Source organism: Streptomyces sp. NPDC046909, assembly GCF_040644695.1.
Lineage (GTDB): Bacteria > Actinomycetota > Actinomycetes > Streptomycetales > Streptomycetaceae > Streptomyces.
On record NZ_JBEYXC010000001.1, the window covers coordinates 555,869 to 580,801 of the forward strand.

General features: G+C 70.7%; 19 protein-coding genes. 10 read left to right on the top strand and 9 right to left on the bottom strand.

Annotation, left to right across the window (positions count from 1 at the left end; all coding sequences use genetic code 11):
* Positions 1-165: 165 nt before the first annotated feature.
* From ABZ928_RS02270 to ABZ928_RS02280, 3 genes are all read right to left on the bottom strand, one after another.
* The gene (locus ABZ928_RS02270) at positions 166-1,221 is read right to left on the bottom strand and encodes a LacI family DNA-binding transcriptional regulator (RefSeq protein WP_361514555.1); all 1,056 of its coding nucleotides are present in this window, start codon (positions 1,219-1,221) and stop codon (positions 166-168) included.
* Between the two features lie 167 nt (positions 1,222-1,388).
* Entirely contained in the window at positions 1,389-2,321 is a 933-nt protein-coding gene (mmuM, locus tag ABZ928_RS02275; protein WP_361514556.1) for a homocysteine S-methyltransferase, read from the bottom strand.
* 210 nt (positions 2,322-2,531) lie between these two features.
* Complete coding sequence (locus tag ABZ928_RS02280; protein WP_361514557.1) at positions 2,532-4,664, bottom strand: autotransporter; 2,133 nt, start codon at positions 4,662-4,664, stop codon at positions 2,532-2,534.
* 227 nt (positions 4,665-4,891) lie between these two features.
* On the opposite strand from ABZ928_RS02280, the gene ABZ928_RS02285 reads away from it, so the two are divergent.
* Both ABZ928_RS02285 and ABZ928_RS02290 read left to right on the top strand, forming a co-directional pair.
* Positions 4,892-6,001: a glycoside hydrolase family 43 protein gene (locus ABZ928_RS02285; protein WP_361514558.1), complete on the top strand. Its 1,110-nt coding sequence runs from the start codon at positions 4,892-4,894 to the stop codon at positions 5,999-6,001.
* Positions 5,998-7,407 (top strand): RICIN domain-containing protein, encoded by a 1,410-nt coding sequence (locus tag ABZ928_RS02290; RefSeq protein ID WP_361514559.1) that lies wholly within the window; start codon positions 5,998-6,000, stop codon positions 7,405-7,407. The genes ABZ928_RS02285 and ABZ928_RS02290 overlap by 4 nt, the downstream gene beginning before the upstream one ends.
* Positions 7,408-7,419: 12 nt before the next feature.
* Here ABZ928_RS02290 and ABZ928_RS02295 read toward each other — a convergent pair whose 3' ends face one another.
* Entirely contained in the window at positions 7,420-9,105 is a 1,686-nt protein-coding gene (locus ABZ928_RS02295; protein WP_361514560.1) for a rhamnogalacturonan lyase B N-terminal domain-containing protein, read from the bottom strand.
* A gap of 204 nt (positions 9,106-9,309) precedes the next feature.
* On the opposite strand from ABZ928_RS02295, the gene ABZ928_RS02300 reads away from it, so the two are divergent.
* The 3 genes from ABZ928_RS02300 to ABZ928_RS02310 all read left to right on the top strand — a co-directional run bounded on the left by ABZ928_RS02300 (position 9,310) and on the right by ABZ928_RS02310 (position 14,297).
* Positions 9,310-10,380, top strand: a complete 1,071-nt coding sequence (locus ABZ928_RS02300; protein WP_361514561.1) for a rhamnogalacturonan acetylesterase — start codon at positions 9,310-9,312, stop codon at positions 10,378-10,380.
* Between the two features lie 198 nt (positions 10,381-10,578).
* Positions 10,579-12,273 carry a DUF2264 domain-containing protein gene (locus ABZ928_RS02305; RefSeq protein ID WP_361514562.1) on the top strand — a complete coding sequence of 565 codons (1,695 nt, stop codon included), beginning with the start codon at positions 10,579-10,581 and terminating at the stop codon, positions 12,271-12,273.
* A gap of 23 nt (positions 12,274-12,296) precedes the next feature.
* Positions 12,297-14,297 carry a PE-PGRS family protein gene (locus ABZ928_RS02310; protein WP_361514563.1) on the top strand — a complete coding sequence of 667 codons (2,001 nt, stop codon included), beginning with the start codon at positions 12,297-12,299 and terminating at the stop codon, positions 14,295-14,297.
* Between the two features lie 27 nt (positions 14,298-14,324).
* Here ABZ928_RS02310 and ABZ928_RS02315 read toward each other — a convergent pair whose 3' ends face one another.
* A complete protein-coding gene (locus ABZ928_RS02315) occupies positions 14,325-15,707 on the bottom strand; it encodes a hypothetical protein (RefSeq protein ID WP_361514564.1) in 1,383 nt (460 codons plus the stop codon).
* Between the two features lie 125 nt (positions 15,708-15,832).
* Between ABZ928_RS02315 and ABZ928_RS02320 the strand changes: the two genes are divergently transcribed.
* Complete coding sequence (locus ABZ928_RS02320) at positions 15,833-16,201, top strand: VOC family protein (RefSeq protein ID WP_361514565.1); 369 nt, start codon at positions 15,833-15,835, stop codon at positions 16,199-16,201.
* A gap of 32 nt (positions 16,202-16,233) precedes the next feature.
* Here ABZ928_RS02320 and ABZ928_RS02325 read toward each other — a convergent pair whose 3' ends face one another.
* The gene (locus tag ABZ928_RS02325; protein WP_361514566.1) at positions 16,234-16,818 is read right to left on the bottom strand and encodes a WHG domain-containing protein; all 585 of its coding nucleotides are present in this window, start codon (positions 16,816-16,818) and stop codon (positions 16,234-16,236) included.
* A 127-nt stretch (positions 16,819-16,945) separates the two neighbouring features.
* Between ABZ928_RS02325 and ABZ928_RS02330 the strand changes: the two genes are divergently transcribed.
* Positions 16,946-17,638, top strand: a complete 693-nt coding sequence (locus ABZ928_RS02330; protein ID WP_361514567.1) for a hypothetical protein — start codon at positions 16,946-16,948, stop codon at positions 17,636-17,638.
* 308 nt (positions 17,639-17,946) lie between these two features.
* Here ABZ928_RS02330 and ABZ928_RS02335 read toward each other — a convergent pair whose 3' ends face one another.
* Complete coding sequence (locus ABZ928_RS02335; RefSeq protein ID WP_361514568.1) at positions 17,947-19,266, bottom strand: jacalin-like lectin; 1,320 nt, start codon at positions 19,264-19,266, stop codon at positions 17,947-17,949.
* Positions 19,267-19,412: 146 nt separating this feature from the next.
* Here ABZ928_RS02335 and ABZ928_RS02340 point away from each other — a divergent pair, with 146 nt between their 5' ends.
* Complete coding sequence (locus ABZ928_RS02340; RefSeq protein ID WP_361514569.1) at positions 19,413-20,012, top strand: helix-turn-helix domain-containing protein; 600 nt, start codon at positions 19,413-19,415, stop codon at positions 20,010-20,012.
* Positions 20,013-20,044: 32 nt separating this feature from the next.
* On the top strand, positions 20,045-21,349 hold the full coding sequence (locus ABZ928_RS02345; protein ID WP_361514570.1) for an MFS transporter: 1,305 nt from the start codon (positions 20,045-20,047) through the stop codon (positions 21,347-21,349).
* A gap of 52 nt (positions 21,350-21,401) precedes the next feature.
* Here the strand turns inward: ABZ928_RS02345 and ABZ928_RS02350 are convergent, their stop codons facing one another.
* Positions 21,402-21,950: a hypothetical protein gene (locus ABZ928_RS02350; protein WP_361514571.1), complete on the bottom strand. Its 549-nt coding sequence runs from the start codon at positions 21,948-21,950 to the stop codon at positions 21,402-21,404.
* A 160-nt stretch (positions 21,951-22,110) separates the two neighbouring features.
* Between ABZ928_RS02350 and ABZ928_RS02355 the strand changes: the two genes are divergently transcribed.
* Complete coding sequence (locus tag ABZ928_RS02355) at positions 22,111-24,063, top strand: calcium-binding protein (protein WP_361514572.1); 1,953 nt, start codon at positions 22,111-22,113, stop codon at positions 24,061-24,063.
* Positions 24,064-24,130: 67 nt separating this feature from the next.
* On the opposite strand, the gene ABZ928_RS02360 is transcribed toward ABZ928_RS02355, so the two are convergent.
* Positions 24,131-24,931: an ABC-2 family transporter protein gene (locus ABZ928_RS02360; RefSeq protein WP_361514573.1), complete on the bottom strand. Its 801-nt coding sequence runs from the start codon at positions 24,929-24,931 to the stop codon at positions 24,131-24,133.
* Positions 24,932-24,933 lie beyond the last annotated feature (2 nt).

The window sequence follows — 24,933 nt, forward strand, 5'->3', positions numbered from 1 at the left end:
ACTATTCCTGCGGCGGCGCGACTGTTTCGTTCGCTGCGCCCTTCGGCGTGGTGGTTCGCTGCCCCCTGTCGGCGTTGCCGTTCGCGTTCTCCCTGTCGGGCGCGACGGTTTGCCGCCGCTCCAGGGGTGTGCCCCTCGCCGTGCCCCCGCCCGCGCCACGCCCCGCTAGTCCTTGAGCGGCGCCACCGAGTCCCGTACCACCACATGCGTGCCCAACAGCAGGTGTTCATCAGGGGTGTTGGGCTCGCGGCCCAGCGCGGTCCGCACCGCGAGCCGCCCCAACTCCTCGTAGGGGACGTGCACGGTCGTCAGCGCGGGATGCAGGTCCCGGGCGAACGGGATGTCGTCGTACCCCGCCAGCGACACATCGTCCGGCACGCTGAGCCCCGCCTCGTGCAGCGCGGTGAGCGCGCCGGCCGCGACCATGTCGGTGGCGGCGACCACCACCGTGAAGTCCAGCCCCTGTTCGAGCGCCCCGCGCATCAGACGGTGCCCGGAGTCGCGCGTGAAGTCGCCGTGCAGCACCAGCTCCGGGGCGGGCTCGACGCCGCGTGCCCGGTGAGCCGCCAGATAGCCGCGCTCGCGGCCCTGCGCCGTGGAGTGGTCCGGTTTGCCGCCGAGGAACAGCACCCGGCGGTGCCCCTGGGCGAGGACGTGCGCGACCAGGGCATAGGCGCCGCCCTCGTTGTCGTACTCGATGACCGTGACGGGCGCCCCGGGCCCCAGCGGCGGGCGGCCGCACAGCACCAGGCGGGAGCCCGCCGAGGCCAGCGAGTCGGCCATGCGGCGGGTGCGGTCGCGGTACTCGACGGTGTCGGCGCCGCCGCCGACCAGGATCACGGCGGCCGCCCGCTGCGCGCGCATCATCTCCACGAACTCCACTTCGTGCCGCGCGTCCCCCTCCGTGCTGCAGACGAGGCACAGATGCCCGAGCCGCATCGCCTCGCGCTCCACACCGTGCGCCATCAGCGCGAACGACGGGCCGGTGATGTCCTCCAGGACGAACGCCAGCGTCGGCGTGCCGACACCGGCGATCGCCTTGGCCCGTGCGTCGGCCACGTAGTCCAGGTCACGGACCGCGCGCATCACCCGGGTGCGGGTCGACGCGCTGACCGGATAGACCCCGCCGAGTACCCGGGACACCGTCGACGCGGACACCCCCGCACGGGCCGCCACGTCCCGGATCGTGCTGCGGCTCGCGTCCTCGCTCTTTCTGGTCATGCCTGCCTCGTCCCTCTCCCCGGGCCTGGTGGGCCCACCCCTCGGGAACTGCGGCAACATGATGGCAACCGGTTCCCGATGCGGAGGCTAGCAGCGGGGGAGGGCGGGGACGAGGGGGTGCGGCGGGAACCGCGGCCGGAACCGCGACGGGTTCCGGAGGCGAGGGTTTACGCCGCCGTCAACGTCCCCGCGATCGACGTGATCGCCTCCGGTCCCACCCGGCAGCACCCGCCGATCAGCCGGGCCCCGGACTCCCGCCAGGCGCGGACCTGGCCCGGGGTGAAGGAGGAGTCGCCGTTCCAGGCACGGGCCTCGGCGTCCCAGGCCTCGCCGCTGTTGGGGTAGACGACGACCGGCTTGCCGGTGACACGGGCCGCGATCTCGATCGCCGCGTCGACGTCCTCGGGGGCGCAGCAGTTCACGCCGACCGCGATCACCTCGTCCGCGTCGGCGGCCAGGGCGAAGGCGTCCTCCAGCGGCTGGCCGGCGCGCGTGTGCCGACCGTCGATCGAATACGAAAGCCAGACGGGTGTATGCAATCCACGGACCGCCCGCAACAGCGCCTCCGCCTCATCGGCGTCCGGAACGGTCTCCAGGGCCAGCACATCGGGCCGAGCGGCGGCGAGAACTTCGAGACGGGGCCGGTGGAAGAGTTCGAGCTCGTCGACGCTCAGACCGTACCGGCCGCGGTACTCGGAACCGTCCGCGAGCATCGCCCCGTACGGGCCCACCGACGCGGCCACCCACAGCGGCCGCGTGACGCCCTTCTCCCGCGCTTGCCGCGCCGCCTCACGTGCCAACTCGACGCTCGCCGTGAGCAGTTCGGCCGCCCGCTCGCGGTCGATGCCGCGCTTGGCGAAGCCCTCGAAGGTGGCCTGATAGCTGGAGGTGATGGCCACGTCCGCGCCGGCCTCGAAGTAGGCGAGGTGCGCCTCGGTGATCGCCTCGGGCCGCTCGGCGAGCAGCCGCGCCGACCACAGCTCGTCGCTCAGGTCATGCCCGGCGGACTCGAGCTGGTTGGACATACCGCCGTCGAGCACGACGGTCCCGGCGGCGAGCGCCTCGGCGAGGGTCTCGGCTGAGGAGGAGTTGCTGGTCATGCCATCGACGGTAGCCGCTCGGCGCCCGGAACCCCCACTGATGTCCACCCCGCGAACAGGTCGGCCTGCCGGGAGGTGATCGCGTCGCCCGCTGTCCGGCCTAGTCAGGGGGATGCCCGCTGCCAGTGCCGCTGACCGTTCCGCCGTACTGAAGGTCCTCACCCGCGGCAGGAGGCACCGAGCGGGCGCTCACGGGTGAGGCTCATAGGCTCATCCGTGAGACGCATGCCGCCCGCCCCGCCGCTGCCCTCCGCGGCGGTGTCGGGTCGCCGGGACCGCGAGGCCGCCGAGCAGGCCGAGTCCCAGTGCGTACGGCCACCAGCCCATACGGTCGTCCGTGGCGGCCCCCGCGTTCTCGGTCACCGCGGCACCGGAGCTCGAAGTCGTGGGCGCGGAAGGGGACTTGCTCGGCGTCGCCGCAGGGGTGAGTACGACGTCGTTGCCGTCGCCGCCCCGGTAGCTGATCCGGTACGTGGTGTCGGCGAGCTTCACCTTCGCACCCTCCTTCAGGCCGGTGAACGCGCCTGAAGTCTTCGAGTCGCCCGTGTGGTTGAGCACGGTGATCTCGTCGGCGGGCTCGGCCCCGGCCCCGGCGGCCGCGGCAGTTTCGGCCGCTCCGGCGGTCGCCAGGTCCAGGTCACCGGCCAGCCGGACCGCGCCGGTCACCTTCAACGGCTTGTCGCGCAGGACGAGTTCGCCTTTCGAGCTCTGTGTGTAGTTCCCGGAGACCGTGATGCCGCCCGCGACGACACCGTCGTTGGTCACCGAGCCCTGCACCGTGCCCTTGCCGCTCAGGGAGGTCGACAGCCGCAGTCCCGCCGTACCGACGTCGAGACGTGCGCCGGCGGTCGTCAGCCGGATCGCCCTGGTGTGCCGGAGGGTCGCGCCTTGCCGCAGGGCGAGGGTGCCCTTCTTCACCGTCGTCGTGCCGGTGTACGTCACTCCGCTCCCGGTCAGTGTGGTCGTCGCGGCGCCGGCCTGGGTGAGCGAGCCGTTGCCGCCGATGCGGGGGAGGGACAGTGCTTTGCTGACGTTGTTCACGACGAGCGAGCCATGGTTGACGATCTTGTACAGACTGCCTGCGGTATACAGTCCACCGTCGCCACCCGACCGGCCGCTGCCCAGCCGCAGCACCGCACCCTTCTCGACGGTCGTCGAACCGTTGTAGTACTGCACCGCCGCGAACGTGACGTCGTTCCCGCGCGTCCCGGCGATGACGACGTCCCCGGCACCGGGCGCCGCGAGCGTGTCGTGGAACTTGCCGCCGCCGATGGGTGCGCCCAGCGTCACCGGCCCGTTGTAGTCGAAGGTGAGCAGCGAACGGGAGCGCGCGGCGAGGAGGTTGATGTAGACGGTCTCCGCCGTGCCCGGCATGAAGATCTTGTGCGTCGTGCCGTCGCCCCACTGGACGTTGGCGCCCTTGATGTTGGTGCCGCGCTTGTTGACGTTCTTCCGGGCGGGCGTCCAGTTCAGGGACGGGTCGCTGAGCGAGGGGTTGGTGTCGCCGCCCTGGTTCGACCAGCTGTACTGGCCCGTCAGGATCACCTTGCTGCCCGGCCGGGACTGGACGTTGATGTCGCTGCCGTACTCGCGCTGGTAGAAGTCCATGCCCATGGTGACGGTCTGGCCCAGCGGGGTGTCCACGGTCCAGGTGCCCTGGTTGAGGATCTTGCGGACATTGGGTAGCGAGGTCGCGAACTCGGGTCTTCCGGCGTTGAGTTGGGTGCCGTTGTCGATCACGCCGGAGAAGGGGTGGGTGCCCGACAGGTCCCAGGTGCCCCAGAGGAACCGCGGTTGGGTGATCAGGCCGGAGCCGCTGATGGTGCCCAGGTTGTAGCCGACGTCCTTGAGGGACAGCCGCAGGGTGCCGTCGACACGGATGTTGTCCTGGTTGAGCGCGAACTGCGGGGTGCCGTAAGGGAAATGGCCGATCAGGCCGGTCGTGCCGCCGTTGCCGTACTGCAGGGTCGCCCCGCGCGCGACCGTGATGGCCGGTGGGTCGGGGTTGGCCGTGGTGACGTACGGGTGGTTGCCGCCCTGGATCGAGACCTTCTGTCGCTGCCGGGACTTGGGCAGGGTGAAGTCGCTGTCCTTGGTGAGGATCAGGGTTCCGTCGCCGCGCACGGTGAGGGTGCCCTCGCCGCGGAAGACGCCGTTGTACGTCGTCGTCCCGGACGGCACGGTGACGACCGTGTCGCCGGTGAGCGTGACGTCGCGGCCCGCGAGGACGTCGGCGGTGGCGTCCCGGATGCCGGCGGCCGCGGCCGGGGGAGCGGTGACGAGGAAGGCGACCGCCGCGAGGGCGCCGGCGGCCGCTGCTGTCTTGTGGGGATGGCTGCGCACGGATACGGAGACGCGCCGGACCGTCCGCCGATAACAGAAAAGTGCCGACCCTGACCCAGCCCTGTCCCGGCCCTTGGCGCGGCAGCGTAGAAAGCGCCTTCTCTTATCGCGTCCGACCCGTTGACCTCCCCGTTCCCCAGCCTTACCTTTCGGCTGTTCGCAATAACAACAGATGTTCTCAATTTCGAACATCACTCTCAGGACACCCCATCCGAGAGGCAGACCGCATGAGCCGCGTTCCCCCCGTTCCCATTCCCGTCCCCGACCGCCGATCGCTGCTGAGAGGTGCCCTGGCCGCGGGCGCCCTGGCTGCCACCCCCACGGTTGCCGCCGCCGGCCCCGCGATCGCCGCGGACGCCCCGAGCCCACGGAAGGCAGCCCCCTTCGTGAACCCGCTCGTCCGCAACCGCGCCGACCCGCACATCCACCGGCACTCCGACGGCCACTACTACTTCACCGCCACCGCGCCCGAGTACGACCGGATCATCCTGCGCCGCTCCCGCACCCTCAACGGCCTTGCCACGGCCGCCGAGTCGGTCATCTGGACCAAGCACGCCACCGGCCCGATGGGCGCCCACATCTGGGCGCCGGAGATCCACCGCATCGGCGGCAAGTGGTACATCTACTTCGCCTCCGCGCCCGCCGAGAGCGTGTGGGACATCCGCATCTGGGTCCTGGAGAACGCCAACCCCGACCCCTTCAAGGGCACTTGGACCGAGCGCGGCCAGATCAAGACCGCCTGGGAGACCTTCTCCCTCGACGCCACCACCTTCGCCCACCGCGGCACCCGCTACCTGGCGTGGGCCCAGCACGAACCCGGCATGGACAACAACACCGCGCTGTGGCTGTCGAAGATGGCCGATCCCTGGACTCTGACGGGTCCTCAAGTCCGGCTCTCCACACCCGAGTACGACTGGGAGTGCATCGGCTACAAGGTCAACGAGGGTCCGGCCGTCATCGCCCGCAACGGACGCCTCTTCATGTCGTACTCGGCCAGCGCCACCGACTTCAACTACTGCATGGGACTGCTGACCGCCGAGGCGGACGCCGACCTCATGGACCCCGCGAACTGGTCCAAGTCGCCGGTCCCGGTGTTCACCAGCAACGACACCACCCAGCAGTACGGCCCCGGCCACAACAGCTTCACGGTCGCCGAGGACGGGCGCAGCGACGTCCTCGTGTACCACGCCCGGCAGTACAAGGAGATCGTCGGCGACCCGCTGAACGACCCCAACCGGCACACCCGCGTCCAGAAGCTCGGCTGGCACGCGGACGGCACCCCGGACTTCGGCATACCGGTGGCGGACACCGCCACGAACATGGAGGTCGCGTCATGAGACGTGCGTACGCGGTACTGCTCGCCCTCTGTCTGGCGCTCGCCGGCGCCCTGGTCACCGCGGGGCCCGCCCAGGCCGCCGCCCTGACGATCCCCAACGGCGTCCAGTTCACGGACAGTTCGGGCAACGCCCTGCACGCGCACGGCGGCGGGGTCATCAAGGTCGGCTCGTACTACTACTGGTTCGGCGAGAACCGCAACGCCGACAACACCTTCCGGTACGTGTCCGCCTACCGCTCCACCGACCTGAAGAACTGGGAGTTCAGGAACAACGTCCTGACCCAGTCCTCCGCCTCGGAGCTCGCCACCGCCTACATCGAGCGGCCGAAGGTCATGTACAACGCGTCCACCGGCAAGTTCGTGATGTGGATGCACAAGGAGAACGGCACCGACTACAGCGAGGCCCGCGCGGCCGTCGCCGTCTCCGACACCATCGACGGCGACTACACCTACCAGGGCAGCTTCCGGCCGTTCGACACCTACATGTCGCGTGACATCACGACGTTCGTCGACACGGACGGCACCGGTTACATGGTCTCGGCCGCCAACGAGAACTACGACCTGCACATCTACAAGCTCAACTCGTCCTACACCGGCATCGACAGCCTGGTCGCCAACCCCTGGGCGGGCGGCCACCGCGAGGCCCCGGCGCTCTTCAAGCGCAACGGCGTCTACTTCATGCTGACTTCGGGCGCGACCGGCTGGAGCGCCAACCAGCAGCAGTACGCCACCGCGACCTCGCTCGCCGGACCGTGGACCTCGATGGCGAACGTCGGCGACTCCACGACGTACAACTCGCAGACCGCCTACGTCCTTCCCGTGCAGGGCACTTCGGGCACTTCTTACCTCTACATGGGCGACCGCTGGGGCAACTCCTTCGGCGGCACCGTCAACGACTCCCGTTATGTGTGGCTGCCGTTGGCCTTCCCGAGCTCGACCACCATGTCGATGTCCTGGTACCCCGAGGTCACCGTCGACGCGGCCGCCGGGACGATCAGCGGTACGAGCGCGACGTACAACACGCTGATCGCCCGCAACAGTTCCAAGTGCGCGGACGTGCCCAACCAGTCGCTGTGGCAGTCCATCGCGATCAGCCAGTACACCTGCAACAGCGGCGGCAACCAGAAGTGGTGGTTCAAGGACCTCGGCACCGGCTACTACCAACTGGTCGGCCGCGGCAGCTCCCTGTGCCTCCAGGAGAACGCCTCCACCGTCACCCAGGAGAACTGCGGCAGCGCGACCACCCAGCAGTGGAGCCTCACCGCCTCCGGCAGCTACTGGCTGATCAAGGCCCGCGCCACCGGCGAGTGCCTGGACGTGAACGGCGCGTCCACCGCCAACTCCGCCGCCATCATCACGTACACGTGCAACGGAGCGACGAACCAGCAGTGGACGCGCGGAACATGACGTCCCCTCAGCTCACGCGAGCAGGTCGATCGCGTCGATCGACGTGCCCGCGCTGAGGTAGGCCGTCGTCCCCGAACCGCTCACCACGTTGATCTTCAGGATGTTGTACTGGCTGGTGTCCGTGAGCCAGGCACTGGCCGGAACGCTGTAGGTGAACGTGTAGTTGTTGCCCCGGTAGGACCCGTTGGTCAGCGACCGGGTGCTCGGCTGCGTGGGCGGGGAGGGGATCGCCGACGTCCAGGTGTCGTTGACGACGACCTGCGGCCGGCCGTTGGCGTAGGCCGTCGTCACGCCGATGCGCAGGGTGTGCGCGGCGGCGGCCTGGGCAGCGGTCAGCTTGAAGTACACCAGCAGACCGCTGTTGACGTCCTTCCAGAGGTAGCACGGGAAGGCCGAGGTCTCCGTGCCGCTGCCGATGACCACGTTGCCGGTCCAGGCGGCGGCGCGGACGTCGGACGGATGGGCGTACGTCATCAGGTCGGCGTTCTTGAAGCCGCTCGGTGTGCCGTTCCAGTCGTTGATCCGCCAGATCGCGCTCGCGTTGCTCGGGTCGTTCGAGGACGGGATGGCGATGGTGTTCAGTGTGGTCGTCCCACCGGCGGATACGGTCACCGATGTACTGTATACAGCCAACTCGCCCTTGTAGACGGTCAGCGTGTACGTCCCCGGCAGCGCCCCCGGGATCGAGAAGTAGCCGTCCGACGCCCGCGCCGAACCCCAGTACTGGGCGGCCGAGTTGGCGAGCCCGACCGTGTACGCGTACGAGGTGTCCCGCCCGGTGATCCCGACGCCCGCGACCCGGCCCCGGCCGCCCGAGGCCACGTATCCGGAGATGCCGAGCGAGTCCGCCCATGAGGTGGTGAGCGTGCCCGGGTACAGCGACGAGGAGGGCGCGCCGCCGTCCGTGAGGGCGATGACATACGGGCCCTGGAGGCCGAAGCGCTCGTCCTCGGTCTGGTTCTGGGCGTAGTGCAGGATCTCGTACAGGCCGCCGCCGTCGGCGCTCTGGTGGCGCAGCAGGGAGCGGTAGAAGGGGCCGCCGGAGGCCTTCTCGTGGTTGGAGCGGACGATCCACAGGCCGACGCTGCCCGTCGTCCAGCCGATGTAGTTGTAGTCGATGACCCGGAGTTTGGAGTAGTGCTTGGAGCGGGTCTGGCCGTCGGACTTGGCGAAGACGTCCGAGGCCTCGATGGTGGTGGGCGCGTAAGTGTAGGAATCGGGCTCGTCGTTGAGGAACAGGCCCGCCTTGACGCGCAGGATGAAGCGGGTCGACGCGACCGACGTGTCGGCCCGATTGGTCCACAGATAGACGTTGTTCTCGCCGCTGCGGGCCGCGTAGTAGTGCCTCAGCGTGCCGTAGGCGACCGAGATCAGGATCGTCGAACCGGACTGACTGATCGTCACCGTCGAGGTGCCCAGGCCGGATTCGATGTGCGAGTTCTTGCCGCCGTAGCCCTGGTACTCGGTGCCGCGGTAGACGAGCGAGGTCAGGTCGCCGTTGGTCTTGCTGACCTTGAAGACGAGGTTGGCGCCGGTGTCGACGACGTAGTTCGAACCGTCGTCCGTGTAGCCGAAGGTCGCGGCCGAGGCCGTCTCGGCGAGCGGTCCGGCGGCGAGTGCGGCCGATCCGGCGGCGGCCGCGGTGCCGAGCACGAAGGTGCGGCGGCGGACCGGTCTGTTCGCTGCGGATCCGGACATGGGGGTGCCTCCTTCGGGAGGGTGTGGGGGTGGTGCGGGTGAGAGCGAGGGTGACAGTTGAATCGATTTCGCGAAAGGGCTTTCGCTTGCGGGAGGTTGGCAATCTTGTGAAATCAGTCCAAGGACTAGAAAGCGCTTGCCGAGACGGGTACGGTCCCAGCCGCCAGGTCTTGCCGCCCTGCCGCCATGACTGAGGAGCCGTGAATGAGACGTTTCAACCTCGCCCTGCTGGCGACGGTCGCCCTGAGCACCGCACTGACCGCCGCACCGGCCCACGCGACCACTCACGCGACCGCCCGCGCGACAACCGAAGGCCACCGCCCGCTCGGTCTGGAGAACTGCGCCGCCGGCGCCTGCCACTTCGACGTCCCCGCCGGTACGTACGACGTCAGGGTCCTCCTCGGCGGCGACGCCGAGTCGAGCACGAGCATCAGCGGCGAGACGCGCCGCTCCCTGCTCCCCGAGACGGCCGCGGCGGCCGGTGAGCGCGTCGCCCGCAGCTTCACGGTGAACGTCCGTACGCCGGAGGGGGAGCCGACCGGTGTGGAGGGCGCCCCGGGCCTCGATCTCGTGCTCGGTGGCTCCGCGCCCGCCCTCGCCGGCATCCAGGTCACGCCGGCCCGTCATGCCCGGCAGATCTTCCTCGTCGGCGACTCCACGGTCTGCGACCAGCCGGGCGACCCGTACTCCGGCTGGGGCCAACAGCTGCCCCAGTACCTGCGGAAGGGTCTCTCCGTCGCCAACTACGCGGACTCGGGCGAGAGTACGGTGACGTATCTGTCGAACCCTCAATTGTTCGCCACCGTACAGCCGTTGATCCGTCCCGGTGACTTCGTCCTGGTCCAGCTCGCCCACAACGACAAGACCACCGACGAGGTGACCTACCGGACGAACCTGGAGACACTGGTCGCCGGGATCCGCGAAAAGGGCGGTGAGCCTGTCCTCGTGACGCCGATCGTGCGACGCTGGTTCAACTCCGACGGCACCCTGAACAACAACACCGCACTCCTGGTCAACGGCCTCGGCGTCGACCACCCCGCAGTCATCCGCTCGGTCGCCGCCGCGCAGGACGTCCCGCTGATCGACTTGACGGCGAAGACGAAGTCACTCGTGGAATCCTTGGGAGTCGAGGGTTCCAAGTCGATTTACCTCTACAACGAGAAGCGGGACAACACGCACACCTCCGTGCACGGGGCCACGGTGTACGCCGGCCTCGTCCGCGACGAACTCGTCGCCCAGCGCCTGGTGCCGGAAGGCCGGGTGCGGGTGGGATGAGCCCCTGGGGCGCCTCGACCGGAACCGAGGCGCCCCAGGCCTATACGTTCCACTGGGGTGAGCCGCTGAGTAACCTGCGGGCCGGTGGGGGCTGGCCGCGCCCACGCGGCGGATCCGCAAACCGACGCAGTCCCGCACCCCTAAAAGACAAAGGCGTGTTTCCGTGCCGGGTGTTGTCACGATCTGAAAGAGAGCTCCATGCACCTTCCTCCCGACGACCGCATCCGTAGCCCGTACACCGGATACACCCGTGCCCACTGGGAGGCCGCCGCCGACGCGCTGCTCGCCGCGACCGAGCCGTATGCCGCCGAAGGGGGTGCCCTCTACTACTTCCCCGGTGACCGCACCAGCTGGTCCGGGCGGCTCTCCGACGGCCTTGAGGGGTACGCCCGTACGGTCCTGCTGGCCGCGTTCCGGCAGGACGAGACCGTGCTTCAGCGGTATGCCGAGGGGCTCGCGGCCGGGGTGTCCGGGGTGTGGCCCCGGATCGAGGACCGCAGTCAGCCGTTGGTGGAGGCGGCGTCGATCGCCGTGGCGCTGCGGCTGACACGGCCGCTGCTGTGGGACCGGCTGGAGGACTCGGCGCGGGAGCGGGTGGCCGGGTGGCTCGGTGACGCGCTGAGCGCCGAGGCGTGGCCCTGCAACTGGGAGTTGTTCCCGGTCACCGTCGGGGGGTTCCTCGAAGAGGTCGGATACGAGGTCGCGGCGTCTCGGAAAGCCGTCGAGCGTGGGCTGGAGCGGATCGAGGAGTGGTACGTCGGTGGCGGGTGGTACACCGACGGCGAGGGGCGGAAGTTCGACTACTACAACGGCTGGGCGATGCATCTGTATCCGGTGTTGCATGCCTGGTTCGCCGGCGACAGTCGGCTGTCGACTGCATACGGTGAACGGTTGTCGGCCCACCTTGCCGACTACAGCCGACTGTTCGGCGGCGACGGCGCCCCCATGCATCAGGGCCGCTCGCTGACGTATCGTTTCGCCACCGCCGCCCCCCTGTGGCTCGGCGCCCTCACCGGTCATACGCCGCTCACGCCCGGCGAGACCCGGCGGCTGGCGTCCGGCGCGCTGAAGTACTTCCTCGACCGGGGCGCGGTGAACTCCGACGGGCTGCTCACCCTCGGCTGGCACGGGCCCGACGAAGCCGTTCTCCAGGGCTACTCGGGGCCCGCCTCCCCGTACTGGGCGAGCAAGGCCTTCATCGGCCTGCTTCTGCCGCCCGACCACGAGGTGTGGACGTCCGTGGAAGAACCGGGGCCGGTCGAGCGCGCCGATGAGGTGCGCCCGGTCGCCGCGCCCAACTGGCTGATCCAGTCGACCCGTTCGGACGGTCTGGTCCGGCTGCACAACCACGGCAGCGAGGACATCCGCTACGACCCGTACTACACCCGCCTCGCGTACTCGACCGTGACGGCGCCCTCGTCGTCGTACGACAACAGCGTGATCGTCGGCGACGATCCGAGCCGTACGGGCATCGAGCCGCTCGGCGTCGGGGATGGCTGGGTGGCCTCGCGGCATGTGGGCGGTGGGGATACCCGGGTGACGAGTGTGGTGCTGGCTCGGGGGGCCGTGGAGGTGCGGGCGTATCTCGTGTCCGGGGCCGAAGTCGGGACGTCGGTGCGGGTCACCGGGTGGGCCGCACCGGACGGGGTGCGGGCGGAGTTGGTGCCTGTCCTCGGGCTCGATGAGGCGCTGGGCGGGGTCGTCGGGGAGGGTGACGGGACGCTGTTCGTCGCGCTGGCCCGGCTCACGGCGGAAGCGGATCCCGTGCCGTTGGGGGAGGCCGTGACCGTGGCGGGCGAGGGGGAGGGCGAGTTCACGGTTCGCTGGTCCGTCGGGGGCCAGGTGCGGGTGCGGCTTGCGGACTCCGGGGTGGAAGTCGTCGCCTCCGGCTGAGCGGGTCCGGCAGTATGGGGATCATGGGTGGGGGATGCGAACACATACAGCGGCTGGAGCGGGCCGGGCTTGAGGTTGTGGAGGACTGGCAGGCCGAGGAGGTGCTGCCGGTTCCGTTCGCTCGACGGTATGTCGTCGGGTGGGAGGCCGAACCGGCCGTGAAGGTCGGGTCGGAGCGGTCCGACCTGATCGATGAGGTCAACGCGCAGTGGTACCGGCTGGCCTCGGAGGCGGGGGTCCTCGGGGAGGACGGGGTGTTCCTCGTCGACGTCGGCTGCTCGCCGCCGCGGTGGGTACGGGTTCGGCTCGGCGCCGCATGGGATCTCGCCGGGGTGCTCGGGGAGCGGCCCGGGCGGCCGGAGTTCCTCACCCTGTCCCTGGACGGGGACGCGCTGGTGGGTGCCACGAGCGGGGAGTACGACGTCCGGCTCGTCGCCGTCGACCGGGTCGAGGAGCGGCAGGAGGAGGATGCGCGGGCCGTCGGGCGGGAGACGGCGGCGGAGCGGGCGGCCGCCTGGGAGTCGCTGTTCTCGGGGCCGGAGCCCACGAAGGCGCTGCTCGAGTCGTGGGCCGGCGGGCTCTCGCTCAATCCGGCCACCCCGGGGGAGCTCCGGCCGCTGTTGGCGTTGGCGGACAGCTCGGTGTATGGGATATACGGCCGACTGCCGACGGAGAGCGTGGACGCGCTCCTGGACCACCCGGAGTGGAAGACGCGGCTCCGCGCGGTCGAGCACCAGAAGCTCACGCCCGGACAGTGGGACCGTGTGATCGCCGGCGAGGAGCCCGAGCGTCACCGGTTCATCCTCGCCATGCTGGCCGCGGACTACCGGGTCGAGCTCACCGAGGACACCTGCCGGAGGCTCGCCGCGGATCCGTCGGCGCGCGTGCGCTCGGAGGCCGCGCGACTGACGGCCCTGCCCGTCGATCTGGCGGTCACGCTCGCCGCCGACCCCGACGGCTCCGTACGGGCCATGGCCTGTCAGACGGCATGGCCCCGACTCGACGCCTCCGCACGGGAGTTGCTCCTCGCCGATCCGGACGCCACCGTACGCGCCCGGGCCCGGCTGCTGCATCACCGGGAACACCCCATGCCCCGGCCGGTGTTCGAGGCCGTGGAAGTGCCCGAGATCCGCGCCAAGGCCCTGGAGACCTGCCTTCTGGAGCGTGAACTCGCCGAGCACCTGGCACGCCACGGCGAGTACACAGAGCGTCGGGCCCTCGCCGAGAACCCGCGCCTGGACCTGGACCTCGTCCTCCTCCTCGCCGAGGATTCCGACGCGTACGTCCGCTCGGCCGTGGCGAAGCGGGCCGACCTCACCGAGGAGCAACGCGCCGCCATCGACTACGAGTTCGACCCGAAGGTCCACTACTGGGACCTCGACTGGGTGGTCGCCCTGCACGAGGACGAGGACGCCATGCGCCGCCTCGCCGCCTCCGCCCACCCCCTCGTCCGCAGAAGCGTCGCCCGCGCCCGGCATCTGCCGCCGGACGTCGTCGAACGCCTCGCCCGTGACGAGGACCGTGTCGTCCAGCTGTTCCTCGCCGAGTCCTGCGACGACGCCCCCGCGGACATGCTTCTGTCGGTGTGGAAGTGGTGGGACGGCAGCCTCACCGCCCCCGACCGGCCGCGCGGCCACCCCAACTTCCCCCGCCACGACCTCCTTCGGTACGCCGACGACCCCAGCCCGCGCATGCGCCGACTGGCCCTGGACGACCCGGAGTCGACCCCCGAGCTGGTGGAACGGCTCAGCCGCGACCCCAGCGAGGAGGTGCGCTACCGCGCCGCGACCGACCCACGGCTGCCGGCCGGCGCTGCCGCGCGGCTGCTCCAGGACCCGCACGACGGTGTACGGCATGCTGCCGCGCTCCACCCCCACCTGCCCGCCCGGCTCCTGGTCTGGCTGCTGAGAGGCGGCGGCGCGGAGACGGCCGCCCGGAATCCGGCGCTGCCCGAGGAGGTCATACGCCGGATGGTCGGGGTCCTCACCGCCGAAGCCGCCGAAGCCGCCGAAGCGGACGGCTGACCGCGGGGGCCGCCGCCGGGACCGTCCTCAGGGGGTGAGGCGGGTGATCCTCAGCGTCTTCGTGGTCGGGGACGCGCCGTTCAGGGCGGACGCGTACGACGGGGTCACCGGCACCGATGCCCAGGTCAGCGTGCCGTCCTTCTGGACCGCGATGTCACCGGTGATCCGCGTGTTCACGATCTTGTCCGCACCCTGGAACTTGCCGTTCCAGTCGATGAGACGCAGATGCGTGCCCGCGAAGGTGCCCGTGCAGGTCCCCGCCTTGCACTTGGCGTTCTTGACGGACTCCCAGGAGAGCAGCAGCCGGTCCTTGCCGTACGGGGCGAGGCGGACGTTGACATGGTCCGTGCCCTTGGTGGTGGAGAGGTAAATCGCCTTGCCGGGACCGGAGTTGCGGTTCTTCATGAAGGCGACGGCGACCTGGTGGGTGCTGGTCCTCGGTGTCACGGACCAGCCGCGCCCGCTGGAGTCGTCGGGGTTCTTCTTGGCCGACGCGGCACCGCGCGAGGCGAACGCGGTGGCGTAGCGGCCGGTGGCGGACTTCACCAGGTCGCCGGTGCGGCCCGCGAACGTACCGCCGCAGTAGCCCGCCCAGCACTGCTCGCGCTGCACCACCGGGGCGTTGTCCGGGGCGCCGATCTTCGTCGACACGAACAGGCCCGAGCGCCAGTCGTCGAAGCAGAGGGAGGTGAAGGCGCCGGACGTCTCGGCGTGCAGCGCGATGCCCTCGTTGTGGCTGCACCCCCAACTCCAGCCGCCGCTCGCCTTCTTGCCCTTGGCGGTGACGTACTGCATCTTGTCGCCGAAGTGCCCGTCGGCGAAGCCGCCCGCGCCGTGCACCACGAAGTAGGCGCCGTACTTGGTGCCGTTCCAGGTGAGTTGGCCGTCCAGCGTCGGGGACGTGTCGTGGGTCGCGGTGCCGGTGAGCTTGGTCTGGAAGGTCTTCTTGCCGTTCGTGTAGCGGACGATCGCGGCCGCGGTCTCCTTCCACTTGTTGGTGTCGGAGACCCGGGTGAGCAGCGCGAAGCCGTCGTTGTGGGCGACCAGCCCGCCGACCTCCTTGGCGCCCTTGACGATCGTGTCCGCGCCCGCGCGCTTACCGGCCGTCGTCAGCGGGGTGACGTGGATACCGTCGGAGGCGGGCCAGGCCACGCGCAGGGTGCCGTTCGGGGCGGCCGCGGTCGCCGTCCGCGTCCACTCCCGGGCGTTGTTGTAACCCGCCGACAGATAGGGGAACTTGGCGGACAGGGAGACCGTGGTCGTGGAGACGGCGAGCCCTGTGGTGGTGCTCGCGCCGGCGGTGGCGTACCAGGCGCCGACGAGTGCCGCGGTCGCGGCGAGCCCCGCGACGAGCGGCTTGCGGGCGCCGCGGATGCGGCGGTGGGAGGTGGTGTGTCTTGCCGAAGTCATGCCTGCTTGTCGCCGCCGGGGGCGGGAAGGTTGCCCCACTGGTGGCCTGAATTCACAGCGGCCGGCTGCCTGATCTCACAGCGGTCGGTTGCCTGATTTCACGGCGGTGCACCAAGATCGCTCGCATGACCTCCGCAATCCGCCATACGACGATCGACTGCGCCGACGCCTACGCCCTCGCCGGCTTCTGGTCCCAGGTCCTGGACCTGCCCCTGCACGAGGACGACAACCCCGGCGACCCCATGGCCCTCATCGAGGGCGCGAGCCTGCTGTTCGTCACCGTCCCGGAGCCCAAGACGGCCAAGAACCGCGTCCACCTGGACCTCCAGCCGCAGGACCGCACCCGCGACGAGGAGGTCGAGCGTCTCCTCGCCCTGGGCGCGACCCTCGTCACCGACCAGCGCAGGCCGGACGGTACGGGGTGGGCGGTCCTGGCCGATCCGGAGGGCAACGAGTTCTGCGTGGAGCGGAGTTCGGGGGAGCGGGGGGAGTGACGGCGCCCTGGACGCCGTACTCGTAACGCGTCTCAGTCCTCGGCGCGCTCCTCGCGGGGCCAGTTCTCCAGCAGGACGTGCAGGGCGTCGATCGTCCGGTCCCACGACTTCCGTACGTCACGGGGGGCGCCGAAGCCGCCGCCGGCCTCCAGGGCGCAGTAGCCGTGGAAGGTGCTGCGCAACAGGCGTACGGCGTCGGTGAGATCGGGTTCCTCCAGGCCGTAGGCGCGGAGCATGCCGTAGGTGATCTCGGCGGTACGGCGGAGGTCGGGGGAGTCGGCGACGAGGGACTGGTCGATACGGATCTGGGTGGCGGCGTACCGGCCGGGGCGCTCCAGGGCGTACTCCCGGTAGGCCCCCGCGAACGCCGCCAGCGCGTCCTTCCCGGCCCGGCCCGCCACGGCGACCGCGATCCGGTCGATCATCTCGCCGCCGGCGAGCAGGGCGACGCGGGTGCGCAGCTCCTGGAGGTTCTTGACGTGCGAGTACAGACTCGCGTCCTTCACCCCGAAGTGGCGGGCCAGCGCGGAGAGGGTGACGTTGTCGAAACCCACCTCGTCGGCGAGGTCGGCGGCGGCCTCGGTGAGGCGGTCGGCGGTGATTCCGGCGCGGGCCATGGGGGTCTCCGGGGGTGAACGGTGAACCTGAAGTTCCTGCCTAGGGTTTCTAGGGAGCATCCTAGTTAGGCAAGGGTCCGGACGCAGGCGCCGTATTCTCAGGGCCTTCGGCGTGGTGGGGAGAGGTATGGGAGACGGTCGCGACGGTCCGGACGACCTCGCTGACCCGTGGGGCCGTCTCTGCGCGGACGTCCTCTCCGTGGGCGCGCCCTTCCCCCTCGCACTCGGCGGGAGCCGCGCGGTTCGGGCCCACGGGCTGACGGGCTGCGGCGGCACGGGCGTGAGCGTCGCCACCGAGCACCCGGCGCGGATGGAGTTCCTCGCCGCGACCGTCCGGACCGGCTTGGCGGGCCTGGGGTGGCCGGTCCGCACGGCGGAGCGGGGCCCGCTGTCGGCTCACCTCGTCGTCACCGACCCGCGAACCGGCGCGGAGTGCGAGGTCGATCTCCGCAAGGAGGCGCTCTGGCGCCCGCCGGTGCCGACGGAACCCGGTCTCACCCTCGCCCTCGAAGACGTCATCGGCACCAAGGTCCGAGCCTTGGCCGACCTCGGTCTCGCCCCCGACCTCATCGACGTCCGCGCCGCCCGGCACCACTGGAGCCACCCCGAACTGGAGGAACTGGGCCGCCGGCACACCCGGGGCCCCTTCGACCTCACCGACCTTCACGCCCGTCTCTCCGGCACGGACTGGATCGACGACACGGAGTTCACCGCCCACGGCCTCGGCGACCGGGACGTCCTGGAACTGCGGCGGTGGGCGCAGGAATGGGCGTACGACATCGCGGAGCGGCTCATCGAGGGGCGACCACCAGAGGAGTGAGGCCTGCCGGAGGAGTGAGGCCTGTCGAAGACCCTAGCCACAGCCACTGACAACGCCCCACCCACGAGAAATCGGCCTGCTCGCCGGCCCCCTGGTCGCCTACGGTTCGGCGATCCCGGCGCCGACACCGGAAGACCACCGCTACGCCGGTCGGCGAGCGAGGTCAGCAGGCGAACCCGGCGGTTGAACGGTCCAGGAGCCTCTGGTGTCACCGGTCCCCCTCCAGCTCCAGCGTGTACTGATCACTCCTTGAGTACCTTGAGTGCAGGCCGGGCGCCGGTGACACCAACTCGGGCGGTGCCCGATCGTCAGGCGATCGGCGCGTACACCACGCCGAGCTTGTCGATCTCGTCCCCGGACCGCCCGGTGAACCCGACGATCTGCCAACCGGACGGTGCCGTGAAGGTCTTGGTGTCCGAGGTGGCCGTGCCGGAGGACAGGGAGCGGCCCTTGTCGGTCGTGAAGGCGGCCGAGAAGATCCTGGTGCGGCCGTCCTTCTGACCCTGCGTCAGCTTCACCGACGTGAGGTGCTCACCGGACGCCAGGGTCAGCGACGTCGCCGTGCCGCCCGTACCGCCGTGGCTGAGCGTCATACCGCCGTCGTGGGTGAGGGACACCGCGTCGAGGCGGGAGGCGCCGCGCAGGGTCAGGGTGCGCGGGGAGACGGCGGACGGCAGGTCGTCCGCGTCGTTGAACGCCGTGCCGTGGGGGCCGCCGAAGAAGTCGCTCGCCTTCAGGGACGAGTTGAGGGTGTAGGAGAAGTCGACGGTGTGCGGGAAGTGGTCGGAGAGGTTGCCGCCCGCGGAGTCGAGGAACGACGCCCACTCGTTGTTGTAGCGGGTGGCCGTCAGCGAGAACAGCTTGCTGCCGCGGTACAGGACCTTGTCCACGACCTCGCAGTCGTTGGTCGGCGCGGTCGTCGGGCACACCAGCGCGTCCGCGCCCTGCGTCGGCCGCACACCGCCCTTGACCAGCTGCACCCACGCGTCGGTGAGGCCGTTCTCGTCGGCCAGCGTGCGGATGTTGTCGCCCGCGCGCGTGTAGCGGGTGTTGGTGTCACCCATGACGATCACGGCGTTGCCCGCGGAGTTCGCCTGGATGAAGTCGGAGAGCTGCTCGACGTTGGCGCGGCGGGCGGCCAGCGCGTCGTCGCTGTCGTCCGCGTTGGTGTGGACGTTGTACAGGTCCACGAAGACACCCTCGGCGAGCCGCACCCGGGCCAGCGAGAAGCCCTTGGGCGTCAGGCAGTTGGTGCCGGTGCAGTTGTTCCACTTCACCCGCTCGAAGTCGTCGAAGGCGTAGTCCGAGAGGGTGTTGAGGCCGTCGCCGAAGGGCACGCCTCCGCTGGTCGCCGTGCGGTACGGGTGGTTGTCGCCGGCGTACAGGGCCGCGTGGTAGTTGAAGTCCTCCTGGACGTTCACGATGTCGTACGGCGCCAACCGCGGGGAGATCAAAGGGGTGTTGGTCTCCGGATGGCCGGAGCTCAGGCCCTCCGGCAGACCGGCGACGTTGTACGTCAGCACGTTGAACGAGCCGGTGGTGGCCGCGGCCGCGGGCGCGGCGCCGGTGCTCGCGAGGCCGGTGACGGCCAGCGCGGCGGCCGCGAGGGCGCCGAGGAGTCTTCTCATGGGGGGCTCCGGTCGGGAGGGGGCGGACAGAAGGTGAACGGTGTTCAGGTTCTGCGGCAACCAGTGTGACGCGCAAGGGCAGTTGGGGGAACAGTGAGAGACATGAGAGTTGACTCTCATACTTTGTGAGAGGACACTCTCATGCCATGGATTCCGGCAACCGCTTCGGCGACATGGAGATCACCGACCCCAAGGCCATGCGCGCCCTGGCCCATCCCGTACGGCTCGCCGTCCTGGAGCGGCTCCAGCGGCACGGGCCCGCCACCGCCACCCAGCTCTCCCCGTACGTCGGGGCCACCCCGTCCGTGACCAGCTGGCACCTGCGTCACCTCGCCGGGTTCGGGCTGGTCAGGGACGCGGAGGCCGGGGCGGACCGGCGGGAGCGGCGCTGGGAGGCGGTGGCGCGCGGGTACCGCTTCGAGGTGCCGGAGGACGAGGAGGGCCGGGCCGCCGCGCAGGTGCTCGCGGGGGAGATGTTCGCCAGTCGGGCGGAACTCCCGATGCGCTGGCTGACCGAGACCGCCCCGGACCTGGAGCCGGAGTGGCTCGGCGCCGCCATGTCCAACAACACCGGCATCATGGTCACCGCCGAGGAACTGGCCGCGCTGAAGGACGCGTTGGAGGAACTCCTCGCCCCGTACGTCACCCGCGAGGCCGACCGGCGGCCGGCGGGGAGCAGGGCCGTGCGGATGCTCCTGTACGCCCTCCCGGAGGCGGTGGCCGACGAGCCCGGAACGCCGGAATGAGGCGCCCCCGGGCAGTCGTCTCCGGGAGGACGGTGATCTCCGGGACCTCCCTGTGGCGGGACCGTCCGTTCCTCCTCACCTGGACCAGCGGCGCCGTCTCGCAGTTCGGCGACCGGGTCTCCGAGGTGGCGGTGCCCCTGATCGCCGTCGGTCTCCTGGACGCCTCCGCCGCCCAGGTCGCCTGGCTCACCGCGCTGGCCTGGGCGCCCAACCTGCTCGGGATCGTGCTCGGCGCCTGGGTCGACGGCCGCCGGCGCAAACGGCGGCTGCTGATCGTCACCGACCTGGTGCGGGCCGGCGTACTGCTGTCGCTGCCCGCCGCGTATCTGTGGGGCACGGTCACGCTCGGCCAGCTGTACGCCGTGGCCCTGCTGACGGGCCTCGCGGGTGTGGTGGCCGGGTGCGCGTGGCAGCCGCTGTTCGCACGGCTGGTGCCGCCCTCGTCGTACGTCGACGCCAACAGCAAGTTCAGCGCCGCCCGTTCCGCCTCCTTCGTGGCCGGACCCGCGGCCGGCGGAGGCCTCGTGCAGGCGCTGAGCGCACCGGTCACCGTCGCCGTCGACGCCCTGTCCTTCCTGGTCTCCGCGGTGCTCCTCGGCCGCGTCCGGATCGAGGAGCCGCCGCCCCCGCCCCGTACCGGCGCCGCCGTGCCCGCGCTGCTGCGGAACGCCCGCGACGGCCTGGCCTTCGTCGTCCGCCACCCGGTGCTGCGGGCGAGCCTCGGCTGCTGCACGACCGTCAACTTCTTCACGTTCCTCGCGGGCACCGGCCTGGTGGTGCTGTTCGCGGACCGGATCCTCCAACTCTCCCCGGGCGCCATCGGGTTGACCCTGGGCATCGGGGCGACCGGCTCCCTCGTCGGTGCCCTGACCGCGCCCTGGCTGTCCCGCCGTATCGGAGTCGGACGCGCGGTCGCCGTCGGGGCCGTGCTCTTCCCCTCTCCCTACGCGCTCGCCGCCCTCGCCGGCGGACCTGCCTGGGCCGCCGCGGGCTGCCTCGGCGGCGCCTACTTCCTGATGGGCCTCGGGGTGATGTGGTTCGACGTCAACCTCAACTCCCTCCAGACCGCGGTGACTCCGGACGCCCTGCGCAGCCGCGTCACCGGCGCCTTCAGTACCGTCAACTACGGCGTACGCCCCCTCGGCGCACTCGCCGGAGGTGCGCTCGCCACGGCCTTCGGACTGCGGGCCACCCTGGTCACGGTCGCCGTCGGCGGGGTGCTGTCGGTGCTGTGGCTGCTGCCGTCACCGATCCCCGGGATCCGCTCCCTGGACCGGATTCCCGCCGAACACGCCCCACAGACCGCTGAGTTGAGCCCGCTGGACAACCCTGTGTAGGAAGCCGATGCCGTGCAGGGGCGAACGGGTGTCCCCGACGGCCGCGCCGAACTCACGCCGCGTCCCGGCAGGTTGCCGTCAGCCTCTCCAGCGCCCGCCACACCGCGTCCGGTCCCTCGGCGTCGTACACGTACTGGGTGCCCTCGCCGTCCGGGACGGAGACGACGTACGACACCGGCGAGAACGACAGGGCGCCCCACGACTCGTGCCGGTGCTCCAGGGCCAGGATGCGGCCGCAGCCCACGCACTGCATCCACGGCACCAGGGCCATGCCGTCCCTGCCGTCGACCGGCTCCAGGTTCCAGAACATCCGCAGGGTCCCCTGCGCTCCGGGCAGCGCGACGATGTCCTCGCCGAGCGTGTCCCACACCGACCACAGCGAGGCCATCGCGGCGAGCTCGGCCCGCGCCAAGTCGCCGACGGACAGCTCCAGTTCGAACAGCCGGTCCACCAGCAGGCAGAGGGCGGCCTCCTGTTCGGCGATCTCCCGGCACTCCAGGACCGCCGCCGCCTCCTCGGTGGTCCGGAGCAGCCCGGCCAGCCGCGGCCACACCTGGTCCTCGTACGTGCCCGCCTTCTCGCCGCTCTTCTCGTCGCTCATCGCACCCGACTCTAGGGCGCGGGCCGATTGTCGGTCCGGTCACCCCGGGGGGTGGAAGTGTGCGGACCAGTGGGACCAGCCGTTGGCCAGTCGCCCCCGCACCTCGCACGGGCGTCCGGAAGCTGGGCGCATGTCCACCCTTGCTTCCCTACGGGGATCCTTGAGAGCGGCCGCACTGCGCGCCGCCGTGGCGTTCGCGCTCGTCCTGGCCGTACCGGGCAGCGCGCTCGCCGCACCCGGTGATCTGGACGCGACCTTCGGCAGTGGCGGCAAGGTCACCGTCCCGAACGGCCTCGCGGTCGGCACCGGGGACGTCGTCGTACAGGGCGATGGCAAGATCGTCACCGTGCGGTCAAGCCAGAGCTTCGACTTCTCCGTGATGCGCCACAACGCCGACGGCAGCCTCGACACCGCATTCGGCGCCGGTGGGGAGGCGCGCCTGGACATGGACGGTGGCGAGGATGTGGCCGAGGGGGTGGCGCTCCAGAACGACGGGAAGATCGTCGTGGTCGGCCGTCACCAGGAGACCGAGGACGAGTTCGCGGGCTGCTGCTGGTTGACGGTCTCCCGGTTCAACGCCGATGGCAGCGTCGACACGTCCTTCGGCGGTGGCGACGGCTGGGTCAGCCCCGGCCTCGCGGGCGGCGCCGAGGACGCGGCCGGAGTCGCCGTCCAGGACGACGGGAAGATCCTCGCCGGAGCCGCGGCGGGCGGTTCGTTCGCGCTCGTGCGCTACGACACCTCCGGCAACCCCGACACCTCCTTCGGTGACGGCGACGGGGTGGTCTTCACCTCGTTCTCCGAGGAGGGCGGCGCCGTCGCGCGGGACATGGTGCTCCAGTCGAACGGCAAGATCGTGCTGGCCGGCTACTCGGGCGAGACCTCCTTCGACTTCGCGCTGGCCCGCTACCTCCCGGACGGCAGCCTCGACACCGGTTTCGGCGGCGACGGCAAGGTGACCACGGACCTCGGCGGCTACAACTGGGGCGATTCCGTGGCCGTGCAGTCCACCGGCAAGATCCTGATGTCCGGCTGGTCCGGCGAGGACTTCACCCTGGTCCGCTACAACCTGGCCGGCACCCTCGACGGCGGCTTCGGCACGGGCGGCGTCGTCACCACCGACTTCGGCCCCTCGTCCACGGTGTACGACCTCGCGGTCCAGCCCGACGACCGGATCCTCGCCGCCGGTGCCGCGGGCGGCGACTTCGCCCTGGCCCGCTACCAAGCCGACGGCACGGCCGACACCGGCTTCGCGAGCGGCGGCCGGACCACCACCGACTTCGGCGCCTACGACACGGTGGGAGCCCTCGCTCTCCAGACCGACGGCAAGATCGTCGCGTTCGGCGACACCGGCGAGGACCGCGCCCTCGCCCGCTACCTCGGCGGCACCGGCACCCCGCCGCCGCCCCCGCCCACCGGCGTCGACCTCTCGGTCACCAAGACCGGCACCGGCACCGTCAGCATCGGCGACCGGGCGACGTACACCGTGACCGTCACCAACAACAGCGCCACGACGAACGCCACCGGCGTGACCCTCACCGACGCGCTCACCGGCCCGGCCGGCACGGTCATCTCGGCGACCCCCTCCCAGGGCACCTGCACCACCGCCGTCAGCTGCGCCCTCGGCACGCTCGCCCCCGGCGCCAAGGCCACCGTCACCGTCGTCGCCGAACCGCGGGCCACCGGCACCCTCACCGAGAAGGCCACGGTCACCGCCACCCAGACCGACCCCGCGACCGCCAACAACTCCGCCACGGTGACCACCACGGTCAACAACTCCCGCGGCTGCACCCGCATCGGCACCAGCGGCAACGACACGATCACCGGCACCTACGGCACCGATGTGATCTGCGGCCTGAGCGGCGACGACACCATCAACGCGAGCTACGGCAACGACACCGCGTACGGCAACTACGGCAACGACCGCGTGGACGGCGGCCTCAACGACGACACCCTCAACGGCGGCCCCGGCAACGACAATCTGATCGGCAACTACGGCAACGACCGCCTGAACACGGTCGACAGCGTCTCCGGCAACGACACCGCCAACGGCGGCTACGGCACCGACACCTGCACGACCGACACGGGGGACATCCGCCTCAGCTGCCCCTAGGGAGCACCAACCCCACGGCCGGGCCCGCCACTTGGCGGGCCCGGCCGTCCGTCGTCCGAGGCGGATGTCAGCCGTTCACCCCGGTGTAGTGCCTCAGGCTCCACCGCCACAGCCACCGCGCCCCCAGATACCCCAGCACCCCCAGCAGCGGCGAGGCCGCCGCCAGCCAGTACGGGACTCCGGTGGCGTGGCCGTGGCCGGTGAGGACGGCGGCCGGGAAGTAGGCGACGAACGCGAGCGGGAGGCCGTATGTCAGGAAGCCGCCCACGGCCTTCGGGAGGACGTTGAGGGGGTAGCTGCCGAAGGTGCCGAGGAGTTCCTCCAGCCAGCGGCCCCAGTAGTCGGCGGCCGGGAAGCGCAGGGAGGCGCAGGCCACGGCCGTGAACAGGGCGGCCTCCAGGAGCATGCCGCCCAGTACCGCCGCGATCAGGTACGAGATCCGGCCCGCCGTCCAGTCGAGGTCGCTGCGGCTCAGCGCGCCCGCCATCAGGCCGACGGCCACCGTGAGGTCGCCGATCGCGTTGGTGGGGAAGTGCTGGAGCTGGAGCTGGCGGTACACCGGCATCGGGCGGACCAGGTAGGTGTCGATGACGCCCTCCTGGATGTGCCGGCCCAGACCGTGCACCCGGCCGAGGAACAGCACGAACAGGCCGTGCGCCAGCATCCGGGTCGCCGGGATCAGCAGCACGTCCGAGCTGTCCCAGCCGCCCATCCCGGCGAACCGGGTGAGCAGGACCGTCGCGAACACGATCACCGAGACCTGCCAGACCGCGCCGATCGCGATCATCATCAGGAACTCGGAGCGATACTCCAGCTGGGCACGGAAGTTGAGGCGCGTGATGCGCCACATGATCCGTACGGCGTTCACGG

Coding starts and splice junctions, on each gene's coding strand:
- ABZ928_RS02290 (WP_361514559.1), top strand. CDS start 5,998: ATGAGACGTGCGTACGCGGTACTGCTCGCCCTCTGTCTGGCGCTCGCC.
- ABZ928_RS02340 (WP_361514569.1), top strand. CDS start 19,413: ATGGATTCCGGCAACCGCTTCGGCGACATGGAGATCACCGACCCCAAG.
- ABZ928_RS02270 (WP_361514555.1), bottom strand. CDS start 1,221: ATGACCAGAAAGAGCGAGGACGCGAGCCGCAGCACGATCCGGGACGTG.
- mmuM (WP_361514556.1), bottom strand. CDS start 2,321: ATGACCAGCAACTCCTCCTCAGCCGAGACCCTCGCCGAGGCGCTCGCC.
- ABZ928_RS02305 (WP_361514562.1), top strand. CDS start 10,579: ATGCACCTTCCTCCCGACGACCGCATCCGTAGCCCGTACACCGGATAC.
- ABZ928_RS02310 (WP_361514563.1), top strand. CDS start 12,297: ATGGGTGGGGGATGCGAACACATACAGCGGCTGGAGCGGGCCGGGCTT.
- ABZ928_RS02295 (WP_361514560.1), bottom strand. CDS start 9,105: ATGTCCGGATCCGCAGCGAACAGACCGGTCCGCCGCCGCACCTTCGTG.
- ABZ928_RS02325 (WP_361514566.1), bottom strand. CDS start 16,818: ATGGCCCGCGCCGGAATCACCGCCGACCGCCTCACCGAGGCCGCCGCC.
- ABZ928_RS02300 (WP_361514561.1), top strand. CDS start 9,310: ATGAGACGTTTCAACCTCGCCCTGCTGGCGACGGTCGCCCTGAGCACC.
- ABZ928_RS02350 (WP_361514571.1), bottom strand. CDS start 21,950: ATGAGCGACGAGAAGAGCGGCGAGAAGGCGGGCACGTACGAGGACCAG.
- ABZ928_RS02315 (WP_361514564.1), bottom strand. CDS start 15,707: ATGACTTCGGCAAGACACACCACCTCCCACCGCCGCATCCGCGGCGCC.
- ABZ928_RS02335 (WP_361514568.1), bottom strand. CDS start 19,266: ATGAGAAGACTCCTCGGCGCCCTCGCGGCCGCCGCGCTGGCCGTCACC.
- ABZ928_RS02320 (WP_361514565.1), top strand. CDS start 15,833: ATGACCTCCGCAATCCGCCATACGACGATCGACTGCGCCGACGCCTAC.
- ABZ928_RS02285 (WP_361514558.1), top strand. CDS start 4,892: ATGAGCCGCGTTCCCCCCGTTCCCATTCCCGTCCCCGACCGCCGATCG.
- ABZ928_RS02330 (WP_361514567.1), top strand. CDS start 16,946: ATGGGAGACGGTCGCGACGGTCCGGACGACCTCGCTGACCCGTGGGGC.